We start from the raw sequence: 23707 nt of genomic DNA on the forward strand, positions 1-23707 counted from the left end.
GGGGTCAGACCGACAGAAGACGTTGCAGGTAGACGCCGTAGCCGCTCTTGGCCAGGGGGGCCGCAAGGGCGGCCAGCTGCTCGTCGTCGATCCACCCGTTCCGCCAGGCGATCTCCTCGATGCAGCCGATCTTGTGCCCCTGACGGTCTTCGATGACGCGCACGTACTCGGACGCCTGCATCATCGATTCGAACGTCCCCGTGTCGAGCCAAGCAGTGCCTCGGTCCAGGACTTGGACCTGGAGACGACCCGCGTCGAGGTACCGTTCGTTCACCGTCGAGATCTCGAGCTCGCCTCGCGCGCTCGGTTCGATCGTCTTGGCGATCTCGATGATCTCGTTGTCGTAGAAGTAGAGGCCCGGCACGGCATAGTTGCTCTTTGGTGCGACCGGCTTTTCCTCGATCGAGATGGCACGGAAGGCCTCGTCGAACTCGACGACGCCGTAGGCCTTGGGGTCGGCGACGTGGTAAGCGAAGATCGTCGCCCCCTCGACGTCGGCGTTCTTCTTGAGGTTCGAGCCGAGACCCACCCCGTGGAAGATGTTGTCGCCTAGGACGAGTGCGACACTGTCGGAACCGATGAAGTCCTCACCAATGATGAAGGCCTGGGCCAGCCCGTCGGGCGAGGGCTGCACGGCGTACTGGACGTCCATTCCGAGTTGAGACCCATCGCCGAGCAGGGCCCGGAACTGCTCGTTGTACTCGGGGGTCGTGATAACCAGGACCTCGCGGATGCCCGCCATCATGAGCGTCGACAAGGGGTAATAAACCATCGGCTTGTCGTAGATGGGCATGAGCTGCTTCGAGATGCCCTTGGTGATGGGCCAGAGGCGCGTACCGGACCCGCCCGCCAGGATGATGCCCTTCATGTCAGTTGCCCTCCTTGGCGTCGAGCGAAGCGTAGAAAGCCCGCATGTCGGACCAGGTCGGAAGGAGACCCGAGGCCGCCGCTTCGGAGAGCGACGGAGCGGCGGTGTCCTTCGAGGAGAGCAGGGGCTCGCCGGCTGCATCGGGAAAGACGAGGCCAATCTCGGGGTCGAGCGGATTGATGCCGTGCTCGCGCTCGGCCCGGAAGGTGTCGGTCACCAGGTAGCTAACCGTCGCGTCGTCGCTCAGCGCGACGAACGCGTGACCGAGCCCCTCAGCGAGGTAGATGGCCCGCCTGTCGACGTCGTCGAGCAACACCGTGTCCCACTGGCCGAAGGTAGCGGACCCGACCCGGATGTCGATGACGTAGTCGAGGACCGCGCCATGGGTCGCCGTGACGTACTTCGCCTGGCCTCTGGGGACGTCGGCAAAATGGATGCCGCGCACGACACCTCTCTTGGACACCGAGGTGTTCGCCTGTCGCAGATCGACGGAGTGGCCGACCACGTCGGCGAGCGCGTCAAAGCGATACCACTCGAGGAACACACCACGGTCGTCACCGAACTGCTTCGGTGTGATCTCGTAGCTGTCTGGGATCTTCAGTTCACGGATCTGCACGCCGAGAGTCTACCAACCCGACGGCGCAGGACCTCGGTCAGCGTCGGGAGTAGTCGGCCCCAGTCCTCAACTCTGACCGCGGGATCGACAACGAAGCCAGGATGTCGTAGAAGCCGGCGGCGTTGACGTTGCGCGGAGCCATGCCGACGGCGCGGAGGGCGACGACGGTGGGCTCGGTCGTCACGTGGCGCAGCATGCGCGGCGCGACGACGCACACGTAGCCGCGTCCGACCTCGGGAAGGGTGTCGTAGCAGTGAAGGACGATCATGGTTTTCCTCTCAAGGGACGGGCGTCAAGCCCGCCAGTAATCCGCGTCCGTGACGACGGCGGACCGGGGGATGGACAGAGCGTCGACCAGGAGTTCGAAGTGGCTGCGGGAGATGGCGTCGAAGTAGGGCACCCCGATGGCACGGAAGGCGTTGACCTTCTCGATGGTCGTGAAATGACGAAGGAAGCGGAAGCCGAGGACGCAGGTGTAGCTCGTTCCGACGCCCGGCATGGCCTCGGGCACACGGAGGGCGATCAGACCGGAGTCGTTCGGGACGGCGTTGGCAGGCCCCGTGTACGCGGAGACGAAGTCGAAGTGCCATGGCTCGGGTCGGGAGAACGTGTTGCCCGTGGGGCTCCAGCCGAACGACGGGGCGTTTGCGTCCATCCATCGCTTCGCGCTCGAACCCGACGTCTCCACTCCGGAGCCGAAGTCGCAGGAGATCCCCCAGCCGTGGTTGCTCGTCCCCGGATAGGCCGCGAGGTTCCCGGTGCCGGCCTGGTATCTGTTCCAGTAGTCGACCTGCCGATCGTAGGACCGGTAGCCCTCGGTGATCCGGAGTGGCCGTCCGACGGCGCTTTGGAAGGCGAGCCCGAGCCCGAAGAATTGACGGGCCGCGTCGTCACGCAGGAACCCGCTGCCGGCGACCGACGTCGGCACGAGTTCCAGCATCGAGGCAGGGATGCGCCCATTGGATTGACCGCCCCAGGCGGACAGTGCCGCCTGCGCCACGGCCTCCGCAACGGTGTCGACGCCGACGGTCGCCTCAGCGAGGAGCAAGGCTGCCCGGGCCGAACTGGGACGTAGACCGTCCGCCGCACCCACCACGACGGCCGCTGCGCCGACGGCTCCGGCATAGGCCAGCAATCGACGGCGGTCGAGGACGGACGCGCCGGCGGGCAGACTTCTGGAGTCGGAGTCGTCGAGGGGCATGGGACGACGTTCGCACGAGAGTGGCGACTGGTCTACCCCTCGGAAGCGCGCACTGCACGTCCCCCGCACGCTGTACCCCGGTTTTCCGGCGCTCGAGGCCGGATGATCCCCCACGACTGGGGTCACGAGGCGTCCTCGTGCGTCCGGGCCGATGTGGCCCTCCGGTTGGTCCGCGCTGTCGGCTAAGATGTCTCGACCGCCTGCGATCGACCCCAAGGGACCACTGTGAAAATTCTCGTCACCGGTGGAGCCGGCTTCATCGGCTCCAACTTCGTCCGCCGCACCCTCGAAGATGCCTACCCGGGCCTCGAAGGGGCCGAGGTCGTCGTCCTCGACGCGCTCACCTACTCGGGCAACGAGGCCAACCTGGCGAGTGTCGCCGACTCCCCCCGTTACACGTTCGTCAAGGGCGACATCCGTGACGGTGCCCTGCTCGACACGCTCTTCCCCGGGGTCGACGCCGTGGTCCACTTCGCCGCGGAGTCCCACGTCGACCGCTCGGTCCGCGACGCCTCGATCTTCGTCGAGACGAACGTGCTGGGAACGCAGCAGCTGCTCGACGCCGCCCTGCGCAACGACCTGAAGCGCTTCGTGCACGTCTCGACCGACGAGGTCTACGGCTCCATCGCCGAGGGCTCCTGGGCAGAGGACCGACCGCTCGAACCGAACTCGCCCTACTCCGCCTCGAAGGCCGGGAGCGACCTGCTCGCCCGCAGCTACCACCGTACGCACGGGCTGAACGTCTCCATCACGCGCTGCAGCAACAACTACGGCCCCTACCACTTCCCCGAGAAGGTCATCCCGCTCTTCGTCACGAACCTGATCGACGACGTGCACGTGCCGCTCTACGGCGAGGGCAACAACATCCGGGACTGGCTGCACGTCGACGACCACACCCGTGGCATCGCCATGGTGCTCGTCAACGGTCGCGCCGGAGAGATCTACAACATCGGCGGCGGGACCGAGCTCACCAACAAAGAGCTCACCGAGATGTTGCTCGAGGCCACCGGCAAGGACTGGTCGTACGTCGACCGCGTCCAGGACCGTCTGGGCCACGACCTGAGGTACTCCGTCGACATCTCGAAGATCCGGGACGAGCTCGGCTACGAGCCCCAGGTCCCGTTCGAGAAGGGTCTCGCCGACGTCGTCCAGTGGTACCGCGACAACCGCGAGTGGTGGCAGCCGCTCAAAGAGCGCGCCGCCCTCTGATGGCCGCCCCTCAGAACTCGAAGTACCTCGTCACCGGGGCCCGGGGAATGCTCGGCACCGACCTGCTCGAGGCGCTCTTCGGGCGTGACGTCACGGTCCTCGGCCGCGCGGACCTCGACGTGACCGACCGGGACGCCGTGTTCGCCGCTGTCGAGGGACACGACGTCGTCATCAACGCCGCCGCGTACACCGCCGTGGACGCGGCCGAGACCGACGAAGAAGCCGCATTGGCCGTCAACGGCACCGCCGCCGGTCTTCTTTCCGAGGCGACGGCATCCGTCGGGGCGAAGCTCGTCCAGGTCTCGACCGACTACGTCTTCGACGGAGATGCCGCCACGCCCTATGCCGAGGACGCCACGATCGCGCCGGTCAGCGCCTACGGCCGCACGAAGGCCGAGGGAGAGAAGCTCGCCCTCGCCGCCAACCCGGAGGGCACCTTCGTCGTGCGCACGGCGTGGCTGTACGGTGCCCACGGGGGCAACTTCGCGAAGACGATGGTCAAGCTCGCAGGCTCGCACGACACCGTCAAGGTCGTCGACGACCAGCTCGGTCAGCCGACGTGGACGGCCGACCTCGCGGCCCAGATCGTCGCGCTGCTCGACTCCGACGCTCCGGCCGGCGTGTACCACGGCACCAACTCCGGCAGTACGAGCTGGTTCGAGTTCGCCCGGGCCGTCTTCGACGAAGCCGGACTCGATCCGGCCAGGGTCTTGCCGACGGACAGCTCCACATTCGTACGTCCCGCACCGAGACCGAGCTACAGCGTCCTCGGCCACGACGCATGGGGACGGGCCGGACTGGCGCCCATGCGTCCGTGGAGAGAAGCGCTGGCCGAGGCCGCGAGCAGGGGAGTGTTGCAGACCGATGACCACGCTGCGAGTAGTCGTTGACCAGATCCTGGCTCCCATCCCCGGAGGCATCGGGCGCTACACGGAAGAGTTGACCCGGGCCCTCGTCGAGACGGCTCCCCGCGGCTGCGACGTCGAGGGCGTCGTGGCGGCCCACCCGCAGACCGACTACGACCGGTTGACGGACCTGCTGCCGGGGCTGTCCCGCGTCGCCAAGTCGCCACTCGGTCGCCGCGAGTTGTCGCTGGCGTGGCAGGGCGGCGTCGTCGGTCTTCCCGGCCGGGGGATGGTCCACGCGACCAGCCTGCTCGCTCCCCTCTACCGTCACGACCGCGCCCTCGACCCGGGAACGCAGACCGTCGTCACGATCCACGACACGGTGCCGTGGACCCACCCCGAGACCCTCACCCCTCGTGGCGTCCGCTGGCACAAGGCGATGACCAAGCGCGCCTTCAAGCACGCCGACGGCGTCGTCGTACCGACGCACAGCGTCGCTCGCGAACTCTCCGAGTTGTTCCCCTTCGGCGACCGCCTGCGCGTCATCGGCGGTGCCGTGAGCCCCAAGCTCGCCGTCCCCGCGGACGCCGACGAGGTCGCCGATGCCCTGGACCTTCCCGAGCGGTACGCCCTCAGCGTCGGCACCCTCGAACCGCGCAAGGGCATCGAGCCCCTCATCCAGGCCCTCGCACACCCCGACGCCCCCGACCTGCCCCTGCTGATCGTCGGCCCCGAGGGATGGGGAGACCTGAAGGTGGCCGACCTGGTCGCCGCGGCAGGGCTCCCCGCCCACAAGGTCCGCACGATGGGCTTCGTGTCGGACGAGCAGCTCGCCGTCCTGTTGCAGCGCGCGGCCGTCTTCGTGTTCCCCAGTCTCGCCGAGGGATTCGGGCTGCCCGTCGTCGAGGCGTTCAGCCTGGGCACGCCCACCATCGTCTCGGATGCCCCCGCCCTCCTCGAGGTGGCAGCGGACGCGGCCGTCAGCGTGCCGCGGGAAGACTCCGCCGGCTACCCGGAGCGCCTCGCCCAGGCCATGTTCCAGGTCGTCTCCGACGTCGAACTGTCGACACGTCTCGGCATCGCCGGGATCGACCGGGCGCGCGCCTTCAGCTGGCGGGACTCGGCCGACAAGGTGTGGCAGCTGCACGCCGACCTCTGAGGAACCCGGAGACACGGGTCACGACGCGCGTGACCGGCGCGGCAGAGGGGCGCCTCCTCACCCGTTCCGCTTCCGCCGACCGGCCTCGACGCACGGCCTGAGACGGGTCGTCAGGGTGCGGTGACGGACGTCGTGGCCTGCGCCACGGCGGTGCGCATCGCGTCGTAGTCCGGGTAGACGTTGTCATAGGTGGGCGGCACGAGTTCGAGACTCGTGATCTGCTGCGACTTCGCCTTGACGGCCAGGTCGACGAAGGCAGCAAGGGCACCCTGCGGGATGTCGGTGTCGACGGTCTGCACACCGGCCGACGCGACTGCCTGGAACTTCGAGAGCACCGTCGCCGGCTGGAACTGGGAGAGGAGCGCCTGCTGCACCTCGCGCTGACGAGCCATGCGGTCGTAGTCGCTGGTGCCGTGCCGCGCCCTGGCGTACCAGAGGGCGTGGTACCCGTCGAGCTTCTGCTCGCCGGGCTCGATCCAGCCGTCGACGTTGATCGGCTGACCGTTGCCGTCCACGCCTCCGTTGATCGGGATGCGCTGCTGCACGTCGACCTGGATGCCGCCGAGCGCGTCGATGAGGTCGACGAAGCCCTGCATGTCGATGAGGGCGTAGTACTGCACCGTCAGGCCCGTGATGCCCTCGACGGCGTCACGCATCGCCTCGACCCCGGGGTTGCTTCCCCTCGACTCGGCATCGGGGTAGAGGTCGGGATGCTCTTCCCCGTAGGTGTACAGGAAGCTCACGAGGCAGTCGTCACCGCAGTCGTAGCCGTCGGGGTACTCGCCGTACAGCGGCGATCCCGCGACGAAGGGCGCGTCGTACAGGTTCCGCGGGATTCCCACGATGGTGGTCGCACCGGTCTCGGCGTCGATGCTGGCGACCGAGATGCTGTCGGGACGCAGACCCGTGCGGTCGGCCCCCGCATCACCGCCGAGCAACATGATGTTGTAGCGACCGTCCACAGGAGGCGCGGCGTCGGCCCTCGAGGTGAAGAGACTGTTCAGCAGACCGTGCTGCACCCCGGCGAGGTAGGCCCCGTAGGCGGCGGGCCCGACGGTCACCACCATCAAGAGCACCATCGCTCCGGCGAGGAATCCCCGCGCCGAGGGGGCCGTCCGGACGATGCGGGCCAAGCGCAACGTGTCGACGGTCAGCACCACCCACAACACCGCGTAGTACGCGAGGAAGACCTGGACGATCGTCAGGGCGACGACGTTGGTCGCGATCTCGATCAGGGGCGAGCGGAAGGCGAACGCCAGGACGATGACGACGACCGCGACCGCCCAGAAGACCAGGGTGGAGGCGAGCCCCCACCGGCCGAGTCGGCGGCTGCCCGCGAGCACCTGCGCCGAGCCGGGCACGACCACGTTCAACAGGACGAGCACCCACGCTCGCTTCGTCATGAAGGGCTCGGAGGTGGCGTCGGGGTGACGCACGGGCAGGGACGTGCTCACAGTGATCGGCGCAGGTCGGCGTTCTTCTGCTCGACCAGACCGGCGAGGGACTCGGCGTGACGGGCCAACCGCTCGGCGACGGCCGGGTCGTGCGTGCCGATGATGCGGGCCGCGAGCAGGCCGGCGTTGACCGAGCCACCGATCGACACGGTCGCGACGGGGATGCCCGCCGGCATCTGCACGATCGAGAGCAAGGAGTCCAGACCGTCGAGCTTGGCCAGCGCGACGGGCACGCCGACCACGGGCAGGGTCGTCACCGAGGCGATCATGCCGGGCAGGTGCGCTGCTCCCCCGGCCCCGGCGATGACGACGGAGATCCCCCGACCGGCGGCGTCTCGACCGAAGGCGATCATCTTGTCGGGCGTGCGGTGCGCCGAGACGACCTCGACCTCGTGCGGGATGCCCAGCTCGGACAAGATCGTCGACGCGCCCTGCATGGTGGGCCAGTCGCTGTCGGAGCCCATGACGATCGCGACCTTCGCGGGCACGGCGGGGTCGTTCGGGCGCACGTCGGTGCTCTTCGGGTCGGACACGGACTAGAGGATAGCCGTCAGTCGGTGAAGAACTCGACAGCGGCGCGCGCCCGGAAGACGGCCTCGTCGAGGTCGTCGCCGACCACGGTGACGTGACCGACCTTGCGACCGGGCCGCGGCTCCTTGCCGTAGTCGTGGACCTTGACCGCCGGCTGGTCGGCCATGAGAGCGGGGAGACGGTCGGCCATCGACCCGGTCGCCGGTCCGCCGAGCACGTTCAGCATGACGCTCCACGGGCGGTGGCAGTCCGTGTCGCCCAGGGGCAGGTCGAGCACGGCCCGGAGGTGCTGTTCGAACTGGCTCGTGGTCGACCCGTCGATCGTCCAATGGCCGGTGTTGTGCGGCCGCATGGCGAGTTCGTTGATCAGCAGCCGCTCGTCGGTCGTCTCGAAGAGCTCGACGGCCAGGACCCCGGTGACGTCGAGCCGCTCGGCGACCGTCCGGGCGATCTCGTCGGCCAGGTCGGCCAGGCGACCGGCACTCGAGGGCGCCGGGGCGAAGACCTCGGAACAGACCCCGTCGCGTTGGACGGTCTCGACGAGGGGCCACGGGACGATGTCGCCGCTCGGACGACGGGCCACGAGCTGCGACAGCTCACGCCGGAACTCGACGAGCTCCTCGACGAGGAGCGCGCCTCCGTTGCCGTCCTCGGCCAGGGCTCCGAACCAGTCGTCGGCTTCGTGCGCGGCCGAGACCACGCGCACGCCTTTGCCGTCGTAACCACCCCGCGCGGTCTTGACGACCGCCCGGCCTCCGTGGTCGGCGAGGAACGCCTCGAGCTCGGAGGCGTCGTGGACGGCCGCCCAGTCCGGGACGGGCAGCCCGAGCTCGGTGAGCCGCTGACGCATGACGATCTTGTCCTGCGCGACGGCCAGCGCGGACGGCCCGGGATGCACGGGCACGCCCGCGTCGACGAGGGCGGTCAGGACCTGCTGGGGAACGTGCTCGTGGTCGAAGGTGACCACGTCGACCGTGCGGGCGAAATCGAGGACGACGTCGACGTCGTGGTAGTCACCCACCTGTGTCGCCGCCAGCCTGGCCGAACTGCCCTCGGCCTCGGCGAGGACGCTGATCTCGATGCCGAGGTGGACGGCGGGCGGGATCATCATGCGGGCGAGCTGGCCGCCACCGATCACGCCGACACGGTTTGCCATCTGGTCCTCTTCCTGTCGTGCTCCGGGCGTCACCGGGAGAGGACGGGCTCATCCGTCGGCTTCCGGCTCGAACCATCTTGCCCGATGGTCGACCTGGCCGTCGCGAGGCTACGGTCGCCCGAGCCCCCGGAACTCGAACCCGGCCTCGCGCCACTCGGCGGGGTCGAACACGTTGCGCGCGTCGACGATGCGTCGCCGGGAGACGAGGGCGGCGACGTCGGCCGGACGCAGCGCCTTGAACTGCGTCCATTCGGTGAGGACCAACACGAGCTCGGCGTCGCGGAGGGCGGTGGGGACGTCCCCGACGTAGGTGAGGTCGGGAGCCAGCCGGGCGGCGGTCTCGTTGGCCTCGGGGTCGTGGACGACCACGTCGGCCCCGGCGGCGTGCAGTCGTCGGGCGACGTCGAGGGCCGGCGAGTCGCGGACGTCGTCGCTGTCGGGCTTGAACGCCACCCCGAGGACGGCGACGCGCGCACCGCGCACCTCGCCGAGCAACTCGCCCGCGAGCTCGACGACGCGGTCGCGGCGGCGCAGGTTGACGGCGTCGACGTCGGCGAGGAAGTCCAGGGACTCGAGCCCCAACTCGCGCGATCGGGCCCGGAACGCCCGGATGTCCTTCGGCAGGCACCCGCCGCCGAAGCCGAGGCCGGCGTTGAGGAACCGGCGGCCGATGCGGGCGTCGTGCCCGATCGCGTCGGCCAGCTGCGTCACGTCCGCACCGGTGGCCTCGGCGATCTCGGCCATCGCGTTGATGAACGAGATCTTCGTCGCGAGGAACGCGTTGGCCGAGACCTTCACCAGTTCGGCCGTCGCGTACCCGGTCACGAGCCGGGGCGTGCCCGTCGCCAGAGCCGTCGCGTAGACCTCGTCGAGCACGGCCGTCGCCCGCTCACCGGCGTCACCCTCGGGCACTCCGTAGACGAAGCGGTCGGGCGCGACGGTGTCGGCCACGGCGAAGCCCTCGCGGAGGAACTCGGGGTTCCAGGCCAGGTCGGCCCCGGAGGAGGCGCGGACCAGGTCGGCGAGTCGGCTCGCGGTGCCGACGGGAACGGTGGACTTGCCCACCACGAGGTCGCCGTCGGCGAGGTGGGGCAAGAGCCCCTGGACCGCGGCGTCGACGTAGGTGAGGTCGGCCGCGTCGCTGCCCGGGGTCTGCGGGGTGCCGACGGCGACGAAGTGGACCTGCGAACCGGCGGCGTCGGCCGGGTCGGTCGAGAACCGCAGTCGCCCCGAGTCGAGGGCCCGGCGGAGCGCCTCGGGCAGTCCGGGTTCGAAGAACGGGGCGTGACCCGACGAGAGCAGGGCGATCTTGCCCGGGTCGACGTCGATGCCGACCACGTCGTGCCCGAGGTCGGCCATGCACGCGGCGTGCACGGCTCCGAGGTAACCGCAACCGATGACTGAGATTCGCATTGTAATATCCTATATCACGCGAGCCGGATCAGATGACCCGGTCGTCGCCCCATGAGGTGGTGTCGGCGTGTCCGACGGACTGCTCGTGTTGGCGACGCTGCGCGACGCTGTTGAGGTTCGACTCCATCAGGTCGTGCAGGGTCGATTGGACGAGGTCGGCCGACGGCACGTCCCAGAGGACGAGCGGACGGTCGAGGCCGGTGTTGATCAGGACGTCTCCGCTGCGGAAGGCGCTCTGGACCGAGTTCTTGCGCACCGTGAGGTCGTAGCCGCGGCTGTGGAGCAACTCTTGACGAGTGCGCACGAACAGCCCCTTGCGCACGACGAGGCGACGCGAGGTGATGACGTAGCGCTTGCCGAGCCAGATCAGCACGGGCACCAACCAGAGCAGCACGATGAGGGCGACGGCCGAGCCCAGCACGACGTAGTTCTGCCAGGCGACGTCGAAGCGACCGCCGAAGTAGCCGGTCGCGGCGCAGATGCCGACGAGCCCGAGGGACGGCCAGAACAGAACCCGGGCGTGGGGACGCAGCCGCGCGACGACGTACTCGGTCGGCTGTGGTCCGTCGCTGCTCACAGGCTCATTCATACCGCAGATGCGTGACGTCACCCGAAGCGACGGCCGTCAGCCCGCCGGTCGAGGCGGAACGCACGACCAACCGGCCCGCCTCGTCGACGTCGACGGCCTCGCCCACGAGAGCCGCGCCTCCGGGGAGTTCGACGCGGACGTCGCGCCCCAGCGTCGCGCAGTGCGTGCGCACCAGCGACAGGGCGCCGCTCGCCACGGCGTCGCCCCGGGCCGCGGCGAGGTCGGCGACGAACCGGGCCAGACCGGAGACCCAGGCCGACAGCACGGCGTCGGCGAGCTCGAGAGCCGTGCCCCGCGCACCGTGCAGACCGAGCGACGTCGAGGTCGGCGTCGGCAGCTCGTCGGCCGGCACCGTGAGGTTGACCCCGGCCCCCACGACCACGGCGCTCGCGTCGGGCCTCAGCTCGGCGAGCAGGCCGCAGACCTTGCCGCCGTCCACCTGCACGTCGTTGGGCCACTTCAGCGTGACGTCGCCGCCCGGGAGCAAGCCCTGGACGGAGGCGCGCATCGCGACGCCGGCGAGGAGCGGCACCCAGCCGAGCGAGTCGACCGGCAGGTCGCCGCGGCGCAGCAGGACGCTCGCCGCGAGGGATCGACCGGGCGCGGTCTCCCACCGTCGACCGAGCCGGCCCCGCCCGGCGGCCTGGTCGAGGGTCAGCCAGGTCGCCAGGTGCGGCTCGTCGACGGCGGCCAGCAGGTCGGCGTTGGTCGATCCGGTGGACTCGAGCACCACGAGACGGGGGCTGACGGACGCGCTGAGGGGGAAGTCCATCGGGTCAGCCTAGGCGGCCTCGGTTGACGACTCCTACGACGTGCGACGCCGTCCACGCGTGGAAACCTCCAACGGATGGCTGCGGGTCGGTCAGTAGAGTGAAGCGCGTGACTCCTGACTCCGCGCCACTCACCGACGCCGCGCCCGACCTGCACACCACCGCGGGCAAGCTCGCCGATCTCAAGGCCCGCTATCACGAGGCCGTGACGGCCAGCGGCGAGGCCGCGATCGCGAAGCAGCACGCCAAGGGCAAGAAGACGGCCCGCGAACGGATCGACGAGCTGCTCGACCCGGGTTCGTTCGTCGAACTCGACGAGTTCGTCCGACACCGCACCCACGCCTTCGGCATGGAGGCCAAACGGCCCTACGGCGACGCGGTCGTCACGGGAACGGGCACGATCCACGGCCGCCAGGTCGCGGTCTACTCGCAGGACTTCACCATCTTCGGCGGCTCGCTCGGCGAGGTGGCGGGTGAGAAGATCATCAAGGTCATGCAGCTGGCCCTCAAGACCGGGGTGCCCATCATCGGCATCCTCGACTCGGGCGGAGCGCGCATCCAGGAGGGCGTCGTCGCCCTGGGCAAGTACGGCGAGATCTTCCGGCTGAACACGGCCGCCTCGGGCGTCATCCCCCAGATCTCGCTGATCATGGGCCCCGCGGCCGGAGGCGCGGTGTACTCCCCCGCTCTGACCGACTTCGTGATCATGGTCGACAAGACCAGCCACATGTTCGTCACCGGCCCGGACGTCATCAAGACCGTGACGGGCGAGGACGTGGGCTTCGAAGAGCTCGGCGGAGCCCTGACCCACAACAAGGTCTCGGGCGTGTCGCACTACCTGGCGAGCGACGAGGACGACGCCCTCGACTACGCCCGCGCGCTGCTCTCGTACCTGCCCGACAACAACCTGGCCGACCCGCACGTCTTCGACGTGCCGGTCGAACTCGAGACCACCGACCACGACCGCCAGCTGAACACGCTGATCCCGGACAGCCCGAACCAGCCCTACGACGTCATGACCGTCATCGACCACGTCGTCGACGACGGCGAGTTCCTCGAGGTCCAGCCGCTGTTCGCGCCCAACATCGTCGTGGGCTTCGGCCGGGTGGAGGGCCGTCCGGTGGGCGTGATCGCCAACCAGCCGTCCGCCATGGCCGGCACCCTCAACATCGAGGCCGGCGAGAAGGCCAGTCGTTTCGTGCGCTTCTGCGACGCGTTCAACATCCCGATCCTCACCCTGGTCGACGTGCCCGGCTACCTGCCCGGCACGGACCAGGAGTGGACCGGTGTCATCCGTCGCGGAGCCAAGCTGCTCTACGCCTACGCCGAGGCCACGGTCCCGCTCGTGACGGTGATCACCCGCAAGGCGTACGGCGGTGCCTACATCGTCATGGGGTCGAAGCAGCTGGGTGCCGACATCAACCTCGCGTGGCCCACGGCCGAGATCGCCGTGATGGGCGGCCAGGGTGCCGTCAACATCCTCTACCGCAACGAGATCAAGGCGGCGGCCGAGGCGGGCGAAGACGTGGCGGCGGTGCGCACGCGACTGGCCAACGAGTACACCTACAACGTGGCGAGTCCCTTCCTCGCCGCGGAGCGGGGCGAGCTCGACGGTGTCGTCGAACCGGCCGCGACCCGCGTCGCCGTCATCAAGGCACTGCGGGCCCTGAAGACCAAACGGGCGACCCTGCCGCCGAAGAAGCACGGGAACATCCCCCTGTGAGTGGTCGCCACGCCGCCGCCTCCTCCGACCCGGCGGACTCCCCCACCGACCCGGACGAGCAGCCGTCGGCTCCCCTCATCAGGGTCGTCGCCGGGGACCCGACGCCGGACGAACTGGCGGCCGTCACGGCGCTGCTCGCCGCCGTCGCGGCCGGCCGGGCCGGATCGGCGACGACGACGTCCTCCCGACCCACGACGTCGGGCTGGACGCGATCGGCCCGGGCACCCCGTCCCGTCATCACGGCCGGAGAAGGCCGCTGGCGGGGTTTCGAGGGCTGACGCCCCCGGAACGGGGGTAGACGCAGTCATCTTCCCCCGCCTGTCCCCCTAAATGACGACTGCACCCGGGGCCCCGACCCACCATGCTTGCTCTTGCTAGGTGTCTCTCTCGGAGTCACACCACCAGCAGGACCACATGGGTAGTGGCTTCCTGCCGGGGGGAGTCAGGGCGACATTCGGGTTGCCGCCCTGACTCAGGGTCTCGGAAGGGCCGGACGATCGTCCGGCCCTTCCTTCTTCCCCGGCCCTGCCGTGAGGCTGCCCGGTGGATGATCAGGGGGCCGAGCGGGGGATCTGCAGCCAGAGCTGCACCTCGTCGGCGTCGTCGTCCTCGTCCGCGTCGGCCGAGACGCCCCGGCCGAGGGCGCTCGACGACAGGTCCGGCGAACCGAGCCCGACGACCGTGACGGCGTCGTCTCCCCCGCCCTGGACGGTCCGGACGATGATGCGATCGGCGAGCGAGCCGCGGAGGGCCTCGGCGAGCACGGCATGGACCCGCCGCAGATCCGTTGGCCCGAGGTCGTCGAGGCCTCCCTCGTCGAGGAGGCTGACGACGGCCCCCCCGACGACGCGCCGCCATGACCTCGTGACGCACGTCGTCGTCGAGGAGGCGGCGTCCCCGGATCTCGTCCCGGATGGCCCCCTCGAGGTTCAGGCACTCCTGGCGCTCGGCCGCGGTCAGGTCGCCGTGTCGATCGACGATGGTCTGGAGCATCGGCCGTGCCGTCCGGCCCGTCTGCAGCAGCCGGTACTGCCGCTCGTTCACGTGGGCTTCCTGCGCGGCCTGCCAGTCCGCCGCCTCGTGCTCGGCGAGGATGAACTCACGCGTCTCGCGCCCGGCACGCGTCAGCGTGCTCGACATCGCGTGGCTGAAGGCGACCCAGACCACGCTGCCGACGATGCCGAGGTCGGCGATCTGTTCGGCCCCGGCCCAGAGCACCCCGTGAGCCGCCATGAATCCGACCCCGAGCCAGGCGAACCCCTGGCGGCGTCTCGTCGACACGATCACCATGAGCGTGCCCACGGCCGCCACGTACCACGTGGCATAGCCGTTCTTCACCGAGCTGTCGAGCTCGGAGGTCACGACCAGCGGGAGGACGATGCTTACGGCGAGGCAGAACGAGGCCAGCCACACGGGCATGATGACGTGGCGGCTGGGCCACAGCACGGCCACGGTCGCCGCGGCGTACAACACCATGCACGCGACGACGGGAAGCGGATCGGTGAACCGGTCCAACGAGGCCACGGCGAGGACCAGATGGTAGGCCGAGAAGACGGCGGCGAGCGAGACGATCAGCCACCGCGGCACGGAGACCCTCACGCGACGCCCTCCGGGATGCCCGTCTCGTCGGCGCGGTCGGGCGAGGGACGGGGAGCCGATCCTCCCTCGAGGAGGGCGCCGACCGGCCACTGCAGTCGCACGAGGGTTCCGCGCCCCGGTGCCGAGTCGATGGTCGCGAGTCCGCCGGCGTTGTTCAGCCTCTCGTGGATCGACACCCGGACACCCAGACGCTCGGTCGGCACCGTCGCCGGCTCGAAGCCCTTGCCCGTGTCGCCGACCTCGACGGTCGTGAGGCCGGTCGCCTCGCGGGTGACGTCGACCCACCGCCGGACACCGGGCGCGTCCCCGGCGTGCTGGGAACTGTTCACCAGGGCCTGCACGGCGGCCGAGTAGAGGGCCTCCGCGGCGGTGGACGGGATGCCCTCGCCCTCGATCGGGCCCCGGCGCAGCTCGACCGAGACGCCCAGGTCCGACACGGCGGCCGCGATGCGGTCGACCATGCCCGTGACCGTCGTGTCGGACTCGTCGAACGGCGTCGTGCTCGCCGCCGCCGAGAGGTGGGACATCGCGTTCCGGGCCATGTTGGTCGACAGCTCACGTTCTTCGGGCGACCAGGCCCTGGCCGCCTGGATGAAGGTCGTGAGGACGCTGTCGTGCACGATGGCGTCGACCTGCACCCGCTCGAGCTCGGTGGCGTGCTCGCGGATCGCCTCGGAGTACCGCGCGACCGCGGTCGCCTGGGCCTGGTCGACGTTCGCGGCCGCCTGGCGCAGGATCACCACGAGGATCAGGACCGCACCGCCGAGCAGGATCGCGTAGACGGAGTCGAGGGTCGCGCGCTGCGGGGAGACCGCTCCGCCCGACGGCGTCAGGCGGATGAAGCCGTAGACGGCCGGGGCGACGAAGAGGTAGCCGGTGGCGATCCAGGTGGAGAACGCCGACGCGGCCGAGGCCGTGGCGACGGTGCACAGGTACCAGAGCCAGGGCACGCTCGCCTGGACCTCGCTGGGGTCGTCGACCGCGAGGGGCCAGGTGACCAGCGCGATCAGGTAGGCGATGGCGACGAAGGCCTCGACCGTGGTCACGCCGCGCTGCACGAGGCTCGCCACGACCAACGCCAGGAACCCGCCGAACATGGCCAGGCCGATCACCCAGGCCCAGGCGAGCTGCATGCTCCCGACCTGACCGATCATCCCGGGCAGGGCCTGCAGGCCGAACACGAGACCGGCCGCGGCGATGATGCGCCCCAGCACCTTGTCGAGCAGGGCACGACTGATCGGGTTGCGCGGGGGCCGGAGGGGGCCGAGCGGGAGCGGGCCGGTCAGCCGACCCTCACCGGCCATCGCCGCCGTCCGCGTCGAGCCCCGGCAGGATGCCGTCCTCGACGGCGCGACGGAGGAGGTCGACCTTGGTGGGTGCCGGGCGTCCGACCTCGACGTACTTGACGCGGATGCGGTCGAGGTACTCGCGGGCCGTCGAGTAGCCGATGCCGAGCTGTTGGGCGGCCAGCTTCAGCGGCAGACCCGAGGCGTAGAGGTGCAGGATCTCGCGCTCGCGACGACCCAACTGGGCCTTGGCGAAGTCGCGGTCGGCATCGATCGCGCTCGCCCACTCGAGGTTGTTGAGCACGTCGCCGCGGGCGACCGTGGCGACCGCGGCCATGACGGTCTTCGTGGCGGAGGACTTCGGGATGACGCCGGCCGCCCCCGCGGCGAGCGCCTCACGGACCGAGGCGACCCGGTCGGCGATGCTGTGCACGAGGACGGCCGACCCCGTCGCCTGGACGCGCTTGACGTTCTCGGTGACGGTCGAGCCGTCGCCGAGCGACAGGTCGAGGACGACGACGTCGACCTCGCGACCCGCGAGGTTCTCGACGAACTCCTGCACGCCGGCGGCGGTGAGGATCACCTCGAAGCCCTCGTTCTGGCACGCGGCCTGGATGCCGAGCCGCACCGACTCGTGGTCGTCGACGACGGCGACCCGCACGGGTGCTGTCTGGCGGGTGGCGATGGGGGTCTCGGTCGTGATGTCTGACACGGTGATCCTTCGGTCGGCGTGTGCCCTGGTCCCTGGATCCCGGGCGTGCACGGGGTACATCGTAACCGGACGGCGGCTCAGGCCGGCAGCAGGCGCACCACCGTCTCGACGTGGTGCGTGTTCGGGAAGAGGTCGTACGCCTGCAGGGCGTCGAGCGCGTAGCCCCGCTCGGCGAAGAGGGCCACGTCCCGGGCGAGGGCGACCGGGTCGCACGCGACGTAGACGACCTGGGCCGGGCGGAGGGCCGCGATCTCGGACACCACGTCGCGCCCGGCGCCCGAGCGGGGCGGGTCGAGCACGACCGTCGCGGCGGCGAGGCGCTCGCGCTCGGCGTCGCTCGCCTGCGACGCGGTCTGGCGCAACCAGCGCTCGACGCGTCCCGTCACGGCCGACGCGCCGATCCACTCGGCCAGGTTCTCGGACGCATGCTCGGTGGCCCGCTCGTCGCTCTCGACGCTCGTGATGCGCGTCCCCGCACCGAAGCGGTCCCCCACGGCGGCTGCGAGGAGTCCGACCCCGCCGTACAGGTCGAGGTTGGCGCCCTTCGGGTCGAAGCGCTCGGGGTCGATCATGGTCTGCACGGCGGCCGTGAGCGTGGCCGCTGCCTCGCGGTGCACCTGCCAGAAGCCGCCGTCGTCGAGCCGGAACTCGCGGTCGCCGACGACCTCGGTGATGGTCGAGCGGGCCTGCCGCCCGATGATCAGACGCGCGCCTCCGCCGCTCGGGGCGACGACGTCGACGTGTTCCTCGCCGGGGAAGGCGTCACCCAGCGGCGCCACCTCGGCGACCTCCGGCGACGCGAGCGGCAGGTCGGGCACGTGCACGACCCGGTGCGACCGAGCCGCGTACTGGCCGGGACGCCCCTCGGCGTCGAGGTGCAGGCGCAGGCGCGTGCGCCACCCGGTGCCGCCGCGCTCGTCGTCGCCGGGCAGGGCCTCGACCGAGACGCGGCCGTCGGCGTCGGCGATCCCGCCCATGCGGGTCAGCGCGTCGACCACCACGCGTCGCTTCAGCTCGCGCTGGTGGCCGAGCTCGACGTGCCCGAACTCGGCGCCGCCGGCACGGTCGGTCGGATCGACCTCGAGGGCGGCCGCGCCCCACACGTGGGGCCGACGGTGCTCGCTCGCCTCGAGGACGCGCACCGTGTCGGCCCGCCAGAACGCCTTCTTGCGGTCGTCGGTAATGCGCGCCACGACCTTCTCGCCGGGCAGGGTGTCGGTCACGAACACGACCCGCCCGTCGAGTCTGGCCACCGAGATGCCCCCGTGTGCGATGCCCGTCACGTCCAGTTCGACCTCGCGGCCCAGCATGTCTCCCATGCGTCGAGTCTGACAGGCTGGGCGGCATGACCGTCCCGCTCTACCTGGCCAGCACCTCCCCCGCCCGTCTCGCCCTGCTGCGCGCCGCCGGCGTCGAGCCGGTGCTGATCAGTCCCGGTGTCGACGAAGAGGCCGCGGTCGCGGTCGAGTCGACACGGCTCGGCCGAGCGCTCACGGCGGCCGAGACGGTGCAGCACCTCGCCAGGCTCAAGGCCGAGGCCGTGCTCGACACGGTCGTCGACGGCCGCCCCCTCGACGGGTTGGTCCTCGGGGGCGACAGCGCCTTCGAGTTCGACGGCGAGGTGCACGGCAAACCCCACGAGCCCGCCCTGGCGCTCGACCGGTGGCGCCGCATGGCCGAGATCGGCCACGGCACCCTCTGGTCGGGTCACTGGCTGGTCGACCACCGCGGTGGCGCTCCGCGCGTCACCGCCGAGACCCCCTCAGGAGGCGCGGGCCGGGTCGCGAGCGCGTCCCTCACCTTCGCCGACGACCTCGACCCGCGCGAGCTCTCGGCCTACGTCGAGACGGGCGAGCCGCTCGAGGTCGCGGGGGCCTTCACGATCGACGGTCGGGCATCCGCGTTCATCACGCACATCGAGGGCACCCCGAGCGCCGTCGTCGGACTCTCGGTGCCCGTGCTGCGGTCGCTCGTCCGGGGCTTCGGCGTGCCGTGGCACGAGCTGTGGACCTCGCCGACCGCCGGCTCCTTGTAGGTTCTGCCTCGCGCCTCCTCGTCCTTTTTGTGCACGTCAGCCAAAGGCCGACGGGGAGGGCGCAATAGGGTGGGGAACTATGCCGCGTATCAGCAAGGTCCTCATCGCCAATCGTGGAGAGATCGCCGTCCGCGTGATCCGGGCCGCGCGTGACGCCGGAATCGGCTCGGTGGCGGTCTACGCCGACCAGGACCGCGACGCCCAACACGCCCGCCTCGCCGACGAGGCCTACGCCCTGGGCGGGACGACGAGCGCCGAGACCTACCTGGTCATCGACAAGATCCTCTCGATCGCCCGCCGCTCGGGTGCCGACGCCGTGCACCCCGGCTACGGCTTCCTCGCCGAGAACGCGGACTTCGCCCGGGCCGTCCAGGCCGCGGGCCTGGTCTGGATCGGCCCGTCGCCCGAGGCCATCGAGCAGCTGGGCGACAAGGTCTCGGCCCGGCACATCGCCGAGCGCGTCGGCGCCCCGCTCGCCCCCGGCACCCTCAACCCCGTCTCGGGCGCCGACGAGGTGCTCGAGTTCGTCGACCAGCACGGCCTCCCCGTCGCGATCAAGGCGGCCTTCGGCGGCGGCGGACGCGGTCTCAAGGTCGCCCGCACCCGCGAGGAGGTCCCCGAGCTGTTCGACTCGGCCACCCGCGAGGCCGTCGCGGCCTTCGGACGCGGCGAGTGCTTCGTCGAGAAGTACCTCGACCAGCCCCGGCACGTCGAGACCCAGTGCCTGGCCGACGCCCACGGCAACGTCGTCGTCGTGTCGACCCGCGACTGCTCGCTGCAGCGCCGTCATCAGAAGCTCGTCGAAGAGGCCCCCGCACCGTTCCTCACCGACGAGCAGACCACGAAGCTGTACGAGTCGTCGAAGGCCATCCTCCGCGAGGTCGGCTACGTCGGTGCCGGCACCTGCGAGTTCCTGATCGGCAAGGACGGCACCGTCTCGTTCCTCGAGGTCAACACGCGCCTCCAGGTCGAACACCCCGTGTCCGAAGAGGTCACCGGCATCGACCTCGTCCGCGAACAGTTCCGTCTCGCCGAGGGCGGCGTGCTCGACTACGACGACCCCGAGGCCCGAGGCCACTCGTTCGAGTTCCGCATCAACGGCGAGGACGCCGGCCGGGGCTTCATGCCCGCCCCCGGTCCGATCCACGTCTTCAAGGCCCCGGGCGGTCCCGGCGTCCGCGTCGACAGCGGCGTCCAGGCCGGCGACGAGATCAGCGGGTCGTTCGACTCGCTGCTCGCCAAGCTGATCGTCACGGGTTCTTCGCGCGAGGACGCGCTCGAGCGCTCCCGTCGCGCCCTGGCCGAGTTCGAGGTCGCCGGCCTGCCGACCGTGCTGCCGTTCCACCGTGCCATCGTCGACGACCCCGCCTTCGCGCCGGCCGACGGTGCACCGTTCTCCATCTACACCCGCTGGATCGAGACCGAGTTCGACAACACCATCCCCGCGTGGAGCGGCGAGGCCGAGGCCCCCCGGCCGGCCGACGAACGCGACACCGTCGTGGTCGAGGTGGGCGGAAAACGCCTCGAGGTCTCGCTGCCGGCCGGCCTCGGGTCGCGCACCGCGCCTCCTGCGGTCGCGCCCAAGCGCCGGGGCGCGCCCCGGTCGTCGGTCGTCACCGCGACCGGTGCCGAGGTCAAGGCTCCGATGCAGGCCACCGTCGTCAAGCTCGCCGTCGAGGCCGGTCAGCAGGTCGTCAAGGGCGACCTGGTGCTCGTCCTCGAGGCCATGAAGATGGAGCAGCCCGTCGCCGCCCACCGCGACGGCACCGTCTCGGGCATCGCGGCCGTCGTCGGCGAGACGGTCTCGTCGGGTCACGTCCTGCTCAGCATCGACTGACCCCCGCGCCGGGCCCGGCGGCGACCGGGGACGCGCGTCGGCAGACCCTAGAGTGGACGCCATGTCTGAGACCACCACGCACCCGCTCGACGACCGCGCCGCCGACCCCTTCGAGGTCGCCCGCACCGCCGCCGCCGAGATCGCCGAGAAGACCGGCGTCGCCCGACACGACATCGCCCTGACGCTGGGCAGCGGCTGGGCCAAGGCCGCCGACCTGATCGGTGAGACCGTCGCCGAGGTCCCCGCGACCGAGATCACCGGCTTCGCCGCGTCGGCCGTCGTCGGCCACACCAGCTCGATCCGCAGCATCGCACTGCCCTCGGGCAAGCACGCCCTCGTCATGGGCGCCCGCACCCACTACTACGAGGGCCACGGAGTGCGTCGGGTCGTGCACGGCGTGCGCACGGCCGCCGCCACGGGCGCGACGACCATGATCCTGACGAACGGTGCCGGGGGCATCAAGGAGACCTGGAAGCCCGGCACGCCGGTGCTGATCAGCGACCACATCAACCTCACGGCGGACTCGCCCCTCGAGGGCGCGACGTTCATCGACCTGACCGACCTCTACTCGACGCGCCTCCGCGACGTCGCCCGCGGCATCGATCCCGACCTCGACGAGGGCGTCTACACGCAGTTCCGCGGCCCGCACTACGAGACGCCGGCCGAGGTGCAGATGGCCAAGGCCATCGGCGGGCACATCGTCGGCATGTCGACGGCCCTCGAGGCCATCGCCGCGCGCCAGTCCGGCATGGAGGTGCTCGGCATGTCGCTGATCACCAACCTGGCCGCGGGCATCCAGAAGACCCCGCTCAGCCACGCCGAGGTGCTCGAGGCCGGGCGCGACGCCGAGGCCAAGATCAGCGACCTGCTCGCCCGCATCGTGGCGGCCCTGTGAGCGGCGACGTGACGGGGCCCGGCAGCGACGGCTCGCCGGTCTCGTCCGACCTCGAGCGGTTGATCGCGTCGGCCACCTCCTGGCGCGACCAGGACCCCGACGACGAGACGCGCGACGAGCTCGACCGACTGCTGACCCGGGCCGGCTCCGACGACGCCGACGCCTCGTCCGAACTCGCCGACCGCTTCGCCGGTCGCCTGCAGTTCGGCACGGCCGGCCTGCGCGGCGCCCTGGGCTCGGGTCCGAACCGCATGAACCGCGTGCTCGTGGCGCAGGCCGCGGCCGGCTTCGCGGCCTTCCTGCGGGGCCGCGAGTCGAGCCCCTCCATCGTCATCGGCTACGACGGGCGCAAGAACTCCGACGTCTTCGCGCGGGACACGGCCGAGATCATGGCCGCCGCGGGCGTCGCGGCCACGATCCTGCCCCGCGCCCTCCCGACCCCGGTGCTGGCCTTCGCCGTGCGCCACCTGGACGTCAGCGCAGGCGTCATGGTGACCGCGAGTCACAACCCGGCGCAGGACAACGGCTACAAGGTCTACCTCGGCGGTGTCGACGCCGGCTCGCAGATCGTGTCCCCGGTCGACGGCGAGATCGCCGCCGAGATCGAGAAGGCCGCGCAGTCCCCCGTCACGCGACTGGCCCGTTCCGACGACTACCGCGAGGCCGGTGACGACCTCGTCATGGAGTACGTACGTCGCACCGCCGCGGTGGCCGGCACGGCGGCGAACGGTCGTCAGCCACGGGTCGTCTACACCGCGATGCACGGCGTCGGGTGGGAGGTCGCACGCCGCGTGTTCGCGACCGCCGGCTTCACCGAGCCGATCCCGGTCGGCGAGCAGAGCGCCCCCGACCCGGCGTTCCCGACCGTGGCCTTCCCCAACCCGGAAGAGCCCGGCGCCCTGGACCTCGCGTACGCCACGGCCGGCCGCGTCGAGGCCGACCTGGTCATCGCCAACGATCCCGACGCCGACCGGCTCGCGGTCGCGATCCCCGTCGACGGCGGCTGGCGTCGACTCAGCGGCAACGAGGTCGGCTCGCTGCTCGGCTGGCGCGCCGCAGAACGGGCACGACGGGACGACCGCGACGGCACCCTGGCCGCGAGCATCGTCTCGTCGCCCGCCCTGCGCGAGATCGCCCGGGTGCACGGACTCGACTACGTCGACACGCTCACGGGATTCAAGTGGGTCTCCCGCGTCGGAGGGCTGCTCTACGGCTACGAAGAGGCACTCGGCTACCTCGTCGACCCCGACGTCGTCCGCGACAAGGACGGGATCTCGGCCGCGGTCGACCTCCTCGCCCTCGCCACCGAGCTGCACACGGCCGGGTCGAGCCTGGCCGAGCACCTCGTCGCCTTCGACGAGCGGTTCGGCGCCTACGCCTCCTCGCAGATCTCGATCCGGGTCGAGGACCTCGGCACCATCACGGCCCTCACCGACGGTCTCCGCCGGCGCCCGCCGTCGACGATCGGCTCGCACCGCGTCGACCGGGTGGACGACTTCCGGGACGGGTTCGGAGCCTTCCCCGCGGGCGACATCCTCCGCTACTGGCTCACCGACGGCTCACGCGTCATCGTCCGCCCGAGCGGCACCGAGCCGAAGCTCAAGGTCTACATCGACGCGTCGAGCACCGAGGGCGACGCCGTCGCCCGTCGAGCCGCCGCCGAGGCGGCCGTGGCCGATCTCGACGCGGGCATGCGCGACCTCCTGGCCTGACGGTCGGGGCGGTGACCGCCCGGACGACGAGAGAGACCCCGGAGGCGCGAGCTGCGCCTCCGGGGTCTCTCTCGTCGTGGCCGGTGCGGTTCGCCCC

The 23707-nt window shown here is 70.7% G+C and carries 23 protein-coding genes; 9 read left to right on the forward strand and 14 right to left on the reverse strand.

The genetic code is table 11. The features are described 5' to 3' along the window. Positions 1-4: 4 nt before the first annotated feature. The 4 genes from rfbA to ARTHRO9V_RS02790 are packed head-to-tail and all read right to left on the reverse strand — an operon-like array spanning position 5 to position 2685. Positions 5-868 (reverse strand): glucose-1-phosphate thymidylyltransferase RfbA, encoded by an 864-nt coding sequence (rfbA, locus tag ARTHRO9V_RS02775; protein WP_159825396.1) that lies wholly within the window; start codon positions 866-868, stop codon positions 5-7. A 1-nt stretch (position 869) separates the two neighbouring features. Beyond that, positions 870-1484 (reverse strand): dTDP-4-dehydrorhamnose 3,5-epimerase family protein, encoded by a 615-nt coding sequence (locus ARTHRO9V_RS02780; RefSeq protein ID WP_159825398.1) that lies wholly within the window; start codon positions 1482-1484, stop codon positions 870-872. Between the two features lie 37 nt (positions 1485-1521). Next, positions 1522-1752, reverse strand: a complete 231-nt coding sequence (locus ARTHRO9V_RS02785; protein WP_159825400.1) for a hypothetical protein — start codon at positions 1750-1752, stop codon at positions 1522-1524. A 24-nt stretch (positions 1753-1776) separates the two neighbouring features. Next, positions 1777-2685 carry a D-alanyl-D-alanine carboxypeptidase family protein gene (locus tag ARTHRO9V_RS02790; protein ID WP_159825402.1) on the reverse strand — a complete coding sequence of 303 codons (909 nt, stop codon included), beginning with the start codon at positions 2683-2685 and terminating at the stop codon, positions 1777-1779. Positions 2686-2910: 225 nt separating this feature from the next. Between ARTHRO9V_RS02790 and rfbB the strand changes: the two genes are divergently transcribed. From rfbB to ARTHRO9V_RS02805, 3 genes are read left to right on the forward strand one after another with little or no spacing between them, the layout of a single operon-like run. Next, a complete protein-coding gene (gene rfbB, locus ARTHRO9V_RS02795) occupies positions 2911-3894 on the forward strand; it encodes a dTDP-glucose 4,6-dehydratase (protein ID WP_123570446.1) in 984 nt (327 codons plus the stop codon). Beyond that, positions 3894-4784, forward strand: coding sequence for a dTDP-4-dehydrorhamnose reductase (rfbD, locus tag ARTHRO9V_RS02800; protein WP_159825404.1), 891 nt, complete (start codon positions 3894-3896; stop codon positions 4782-4784). The genes rfbB and rfbD overlap by 1 nt, the downstream gene beginning before the upstream one ends. Continuing rightward, positions 4759-5898, forward strand: coding sequence for a glycosyltransferase family 1 protein (locus ARTHRO9V_RS02805; RefSeq protein ID WP_159825406.1), 1140 nt, complete (start codon positions 4759-4761; stop codon positions 5896-5898). The genes rfbD and ARTHRO9V_RS02805 overlap by 26 nt, the downstream gene beginning before the upstream one ends. Positions 5899-6008: 110 nt before the next feature. Here ARTHRO9V_RS02805 and ARTHRO9V_RS02810 read toward each other — a convergent pair whose 3' ends face one another. The 6 genes from ARTHRO9V_RS02810 to ARTHRO9V_RS02835 all read right to left on the reverse strand — a co-directional run bounded on the left by ARTHRO9V_RS02810 (position 6009) and on the right by ARTHRO9V_RS02835 (position 11813). Then, positions 6009-7301 (reverse strand): LCP family protein, encoded by a 1293-nt coding sequence (locus ARTHRO9V_RS02810; protein WP_173151206.1) that lies wholly within the window; start codon positions 7299-7301, stop codon positions 6009-6011. Positions 7302-7348: 47 nt separating this feature from the next. Further along, on the reverse strand, positions 7349-7816 hold the full coding sequence (gene purE / locus ARTHRO9V_RS02815) for a 5-(carboxyamino)imidazole ribonucleotide mutase (protein WP_173152166.1): 468 nt from the start codon (positions 7814-7816) through the stop codon (positions 7349-7351). 86 nt (positions 7817-7902) lie between these two features. Further along, a complete protein-coding gene (locus ARTHRO9V_RS02820) occupies positions 7903-9072 on the reverse strand; it encodes a 5-(carboxyamino)imidazole ribonucleotide synthase (protein WP_255477487.1) in 1170 nt (389 codons plus the stop codon). Positions 9073-9147: 75 nt separating this feature from the next. After that, on the reverse strand, positions 9148-10452 hold the full coding sequence (locus tag ARTHRO9V_RS02825) for a UDP-glucose/GDP-mannose dehydrogenase family protein (RefSeq protein WP_123570451.1): 1305 nt from the start codon (positions 10450-10452) through the stop codon (positions 9148-9150). A 28-nt stretch (positions 10453-10480) separates the two neighbouring features. Further along, entirely contained in the window at positions 10481-11029 is a 549-nt protein-coding gene (locus ARTHRO9V_RS02830) for a PH domain-containing protein (protein ID WP_233568358.1), read from the reverse strand. Between the two features lie 4 nt (positions 11030-11033). Next, complete coding sequence (locus ARTHRO9V_RS02835) at positions 11034-11813, reverse strand: biotin--[acetyl-CoA-carboxylase] ligase (protein ID WP_123570453.1); 780 nt, start codon at positions 11811-11813, stop codon at positions 11034-11036. A 107-nt stretch (positions 11814-11920) separates the two neighbouring features. On the opposite strand from ARTHRO9V_RS02835, the gene ARTHRO9V_RS02840 reads away from it, so the two are divergent. Both ARTHRO9V_RS02840 and ARTHRO9V_RS02845 read left to right on the forward strand, forming a co-directional pair. Then, entirely contained in the window at positions 11921-13534 is a 1614-nt protein-coding gene (locus ARTHRO9V_RS02840) for an acyl-CoA carboxylase subunit beta (RefSeq protein WP_056047698.1), read from the forward strand. After that, the gene (locus ARTHRO9V_RS02845; RefSeq protein ID WP_159825410.1) at positions 13531-13812 is read left to right on the forward strand and encodes an acyl-CoA carboxylase epsilon subunit; all 282 of its coding nucleotides are present in this window, start codon (positions 13531-13533) and stop codon (positions 13810-13812) included. Before ARTHRO9V_RS02840 ends, ARTHRO9V_RS02845 begins: the two co-directional genes overlap by 4 nt. Before the next feature lie 273 nt (positions 13813-14085). On the opposite strand, the gene ARTHRO9V_RS15705 is transcribed toward ARTHRO9V_RS02845, so the two are convergent. The 4 genes from ARTHRO9V_RS15705 to ARTHRO9V_RS02865 all read right to left on the reverse strand — a co-directional run bounded on the left by ARTHRO9V_RS15705 (position 14086) and on the right by ARTHRO9V_RS02865 (position 18450). After that, complete coding sequence (locus ARTHRO9V_RS15705; protein ID WP_236556862.1) at positions 14086-14298, reverse strand: hypothetical protein; 213 nt, start codon at positions 14296-14298, stop codon at positions 14086-14088. Between the two features lie 831 nt (positions 14299-15129). Next, positions 15130-16437, reverse strand: coding sequence for a sensor histidine kinase (locus ARTHRO9V_RS02855; protein WP_148053629.1), 1308 nt, complete (start codon positions 16435-16437; stop codon positions 15130-15132). Then, positions 16427-17131, reverse strand: a complete 705-nt coding sequence (locus ARTHRO9V_RS02860; RefSeq protein WP_123570456.1) for a response regulator transcription factor — start codon at positions 17129-17131, stop codon at positions 16427-16429. The genes ARTHRO9V_RS02855 and ARTHRO9V_RS02860 overlap by 11 nt, the downstream gene beginning before the upstream one ends. A gap of 77 nt (positions 17132-17208) precedes the next feature. Then, positions 17209-18450 (reverse strand): class I SAM-dependent RNA methyltransferase, encoded by a 1242-nt coding sequence (locus ARTHRO9V_RS02865; protein WP_056046386.1) that lies wholly within the window; start codon positions 18448-18450, stop codon positions 17209-17211. 26 nt (positions 18451-18476) lie between these two features. Between ARTHRO9V_RS02865 and ARTHRO9V_RS02870 the strand changes: the two genes are divergently transcribed. From ARTHRO9V_RS02870 to ARTHRO9V_RS02885, 4 genes are all read left to right on the forward strand, one after another. Further along, on the forward strand, positions 18477-19166 hold the full coding sequence (locus tag ARTHRO9V_RS02870) for a nucleoside triphosphate pyrophosphatase (RefSeq protein WP_159825412.1): 690 nt from the start codon (positions 18477-18479) through the stop codon (positions 19164-19166). Positions 19167-19245: 79 nt separating this feature from the next. Further along, on the forward strand, positions 19246-21003 hold the full coding sequence (locus tag ARTHRO9V_RS02875; RefSeq protein WP_123570459.1) for a biotin carboxylase N-terminal domain-containing protein: 1758 nt from the start codon (positions 19246-19248) through the stop codon (positions 21001-21003). A gap of 61 nt (positions 21004-21064) precedes the next feature. Beyond that, on the forward strand, positions 21065-21898 hold the full coding sequence (locus ARTHRO9V_RS02880) for a purine-nucleoside phosphorylase (protein ID WP_159825414.1): 834 nt from the start codon (positions 21065-21067) through the stop codon (positions 21896-21898). Between the two features lie 8 nt (positions 21899-21906). Then, positions 21907-23610 (forward strand): phospho-sugar mutase, encoded by a 1704-nt coding sequence (locus tag ARTHRO9V_RS02885; RefSeq protein WP_201298906.1) that lies wholly within the window; start codon positions 21907-21909, stop codon positions 23608-23610. Positions 23611-23707: the final 97 nt, after the last annotated feature.

The organism is Frigoribacterium sp. 9N (genome assembly GCF_902506305.1).
In the GTDB taxonomy this organism is placed as follows: domain Bacteria; phylum Actinomycetota; class Actinomycetes; order Actinomycetales; family Microbacteriaceae; genus Frigoribacterium.

Excerpts from the sequence above, each read along its gene's own strand:
- ARTHRO9V_RS02835 (WP_123570453.1), bottom strand. The coding sequence starts at position 11,813 with ATGGACTTCCCCCTCAGCGCGTCCGTCAGCCCCCGTCTCGTGGTGCTC.
- ARTHRO9V_RS02865 (WP_056046386.1), bottom strand. The coding sequence starts at position 18,450 with ATGGGAGACATGCTGGGCCGCGAGGTCGAACTGGACGTGACGGGCATC.
- ARTHRO9V_RS02855 (WP_148053629.1), bottom strand. The coding sequence starts at position 16,437 with ATGGCCGGTGAGGGTCGGCTGACCGGCCCGCTCCCGCTCGGCCCCCTC.
- rfbA (WP_159825396.1), bottom strand. The coding sequence starts at position 868 with ATGAAGGGCATCATCCTGGCGGGCGGGTCCGGTACGCGCCTCTGGCCC.
- ARTHRO9V_RS02785 (WP_159825400.1), bottom strand. The coding sequence starts at position 1,752 with ATGATCGTCCTTCACTGCTACGACACCCTTCCCGAGGTCGGACGCGGC.
- ARTHRO9V_RS02790 (WP_159825402.1), bottom strand. The coding sequence starts at position 2,685 with ATGCCCCTCGACGACTCCGACTCCAGAAGTCTGCCCGCCGGCGCGTCC.
- ARTHRO9V_RS02875 (WP_123570459.1), top strand. The coding sequence starts at position 19,246 with ATGCCGCGTATCAGCAAGGTCCTCATCGCCAATCGTGGAGAGATCGCC.
- rfbD (WP_159825404.1), top strand. The coding sequence starts at position 3,894 with ATGGCCGCCCCTCAGAACTCGAAGTACCTCGTCACCGGGGCCCGGGGA.
- ARTHRO9V_RS02825 (WP_123570451.1), bottom strand. The coding sequence starts at position 10,452 with ATGCGAATCTCAGTCATCGGTTGCGGTTACCTCGGAGCCGTGCACGCC.
- ARTHRO9V_RS02805 (WP_159825406.1), top strand. The coding sequence starts at position 4,759 with ATGACCACGCTGCGAGTAGTCGTTGACCAGATCCTGGCTCCCATCCCC.
- ARTHRO9V_RS02880 (WP_159825414.1), top strand. The coding sequence starts at position 21,065 with ATGTCTGAGACCACCACGCACCCGCTCGACGACCGCGCCGCCGACCCC.
- ARTHRO9V_RS02870 (WP_159825412.1), top strand. The coding sequence starts at position 18,477 with ATGACCGTCCCGCTCTACCTGGCCAGCACCTCCCCCGCCCGTCTCGCC.
- ARTHRO9V_RS02810 (WP_173151206.1), bottom strand. The coding sequence starts at position 7,301 with ATGACGAAGCGAGCGTGGGTGCTCGTCCTGTTGAACGTGGTCGTGCCC.
- purE (WP_173152166.1), bottom strand. The coding sequence starts at position 7,816 with ATGGGCTCCGACAGCGACTGGCCCACCATGCAGGGCGCGTCGACGATC.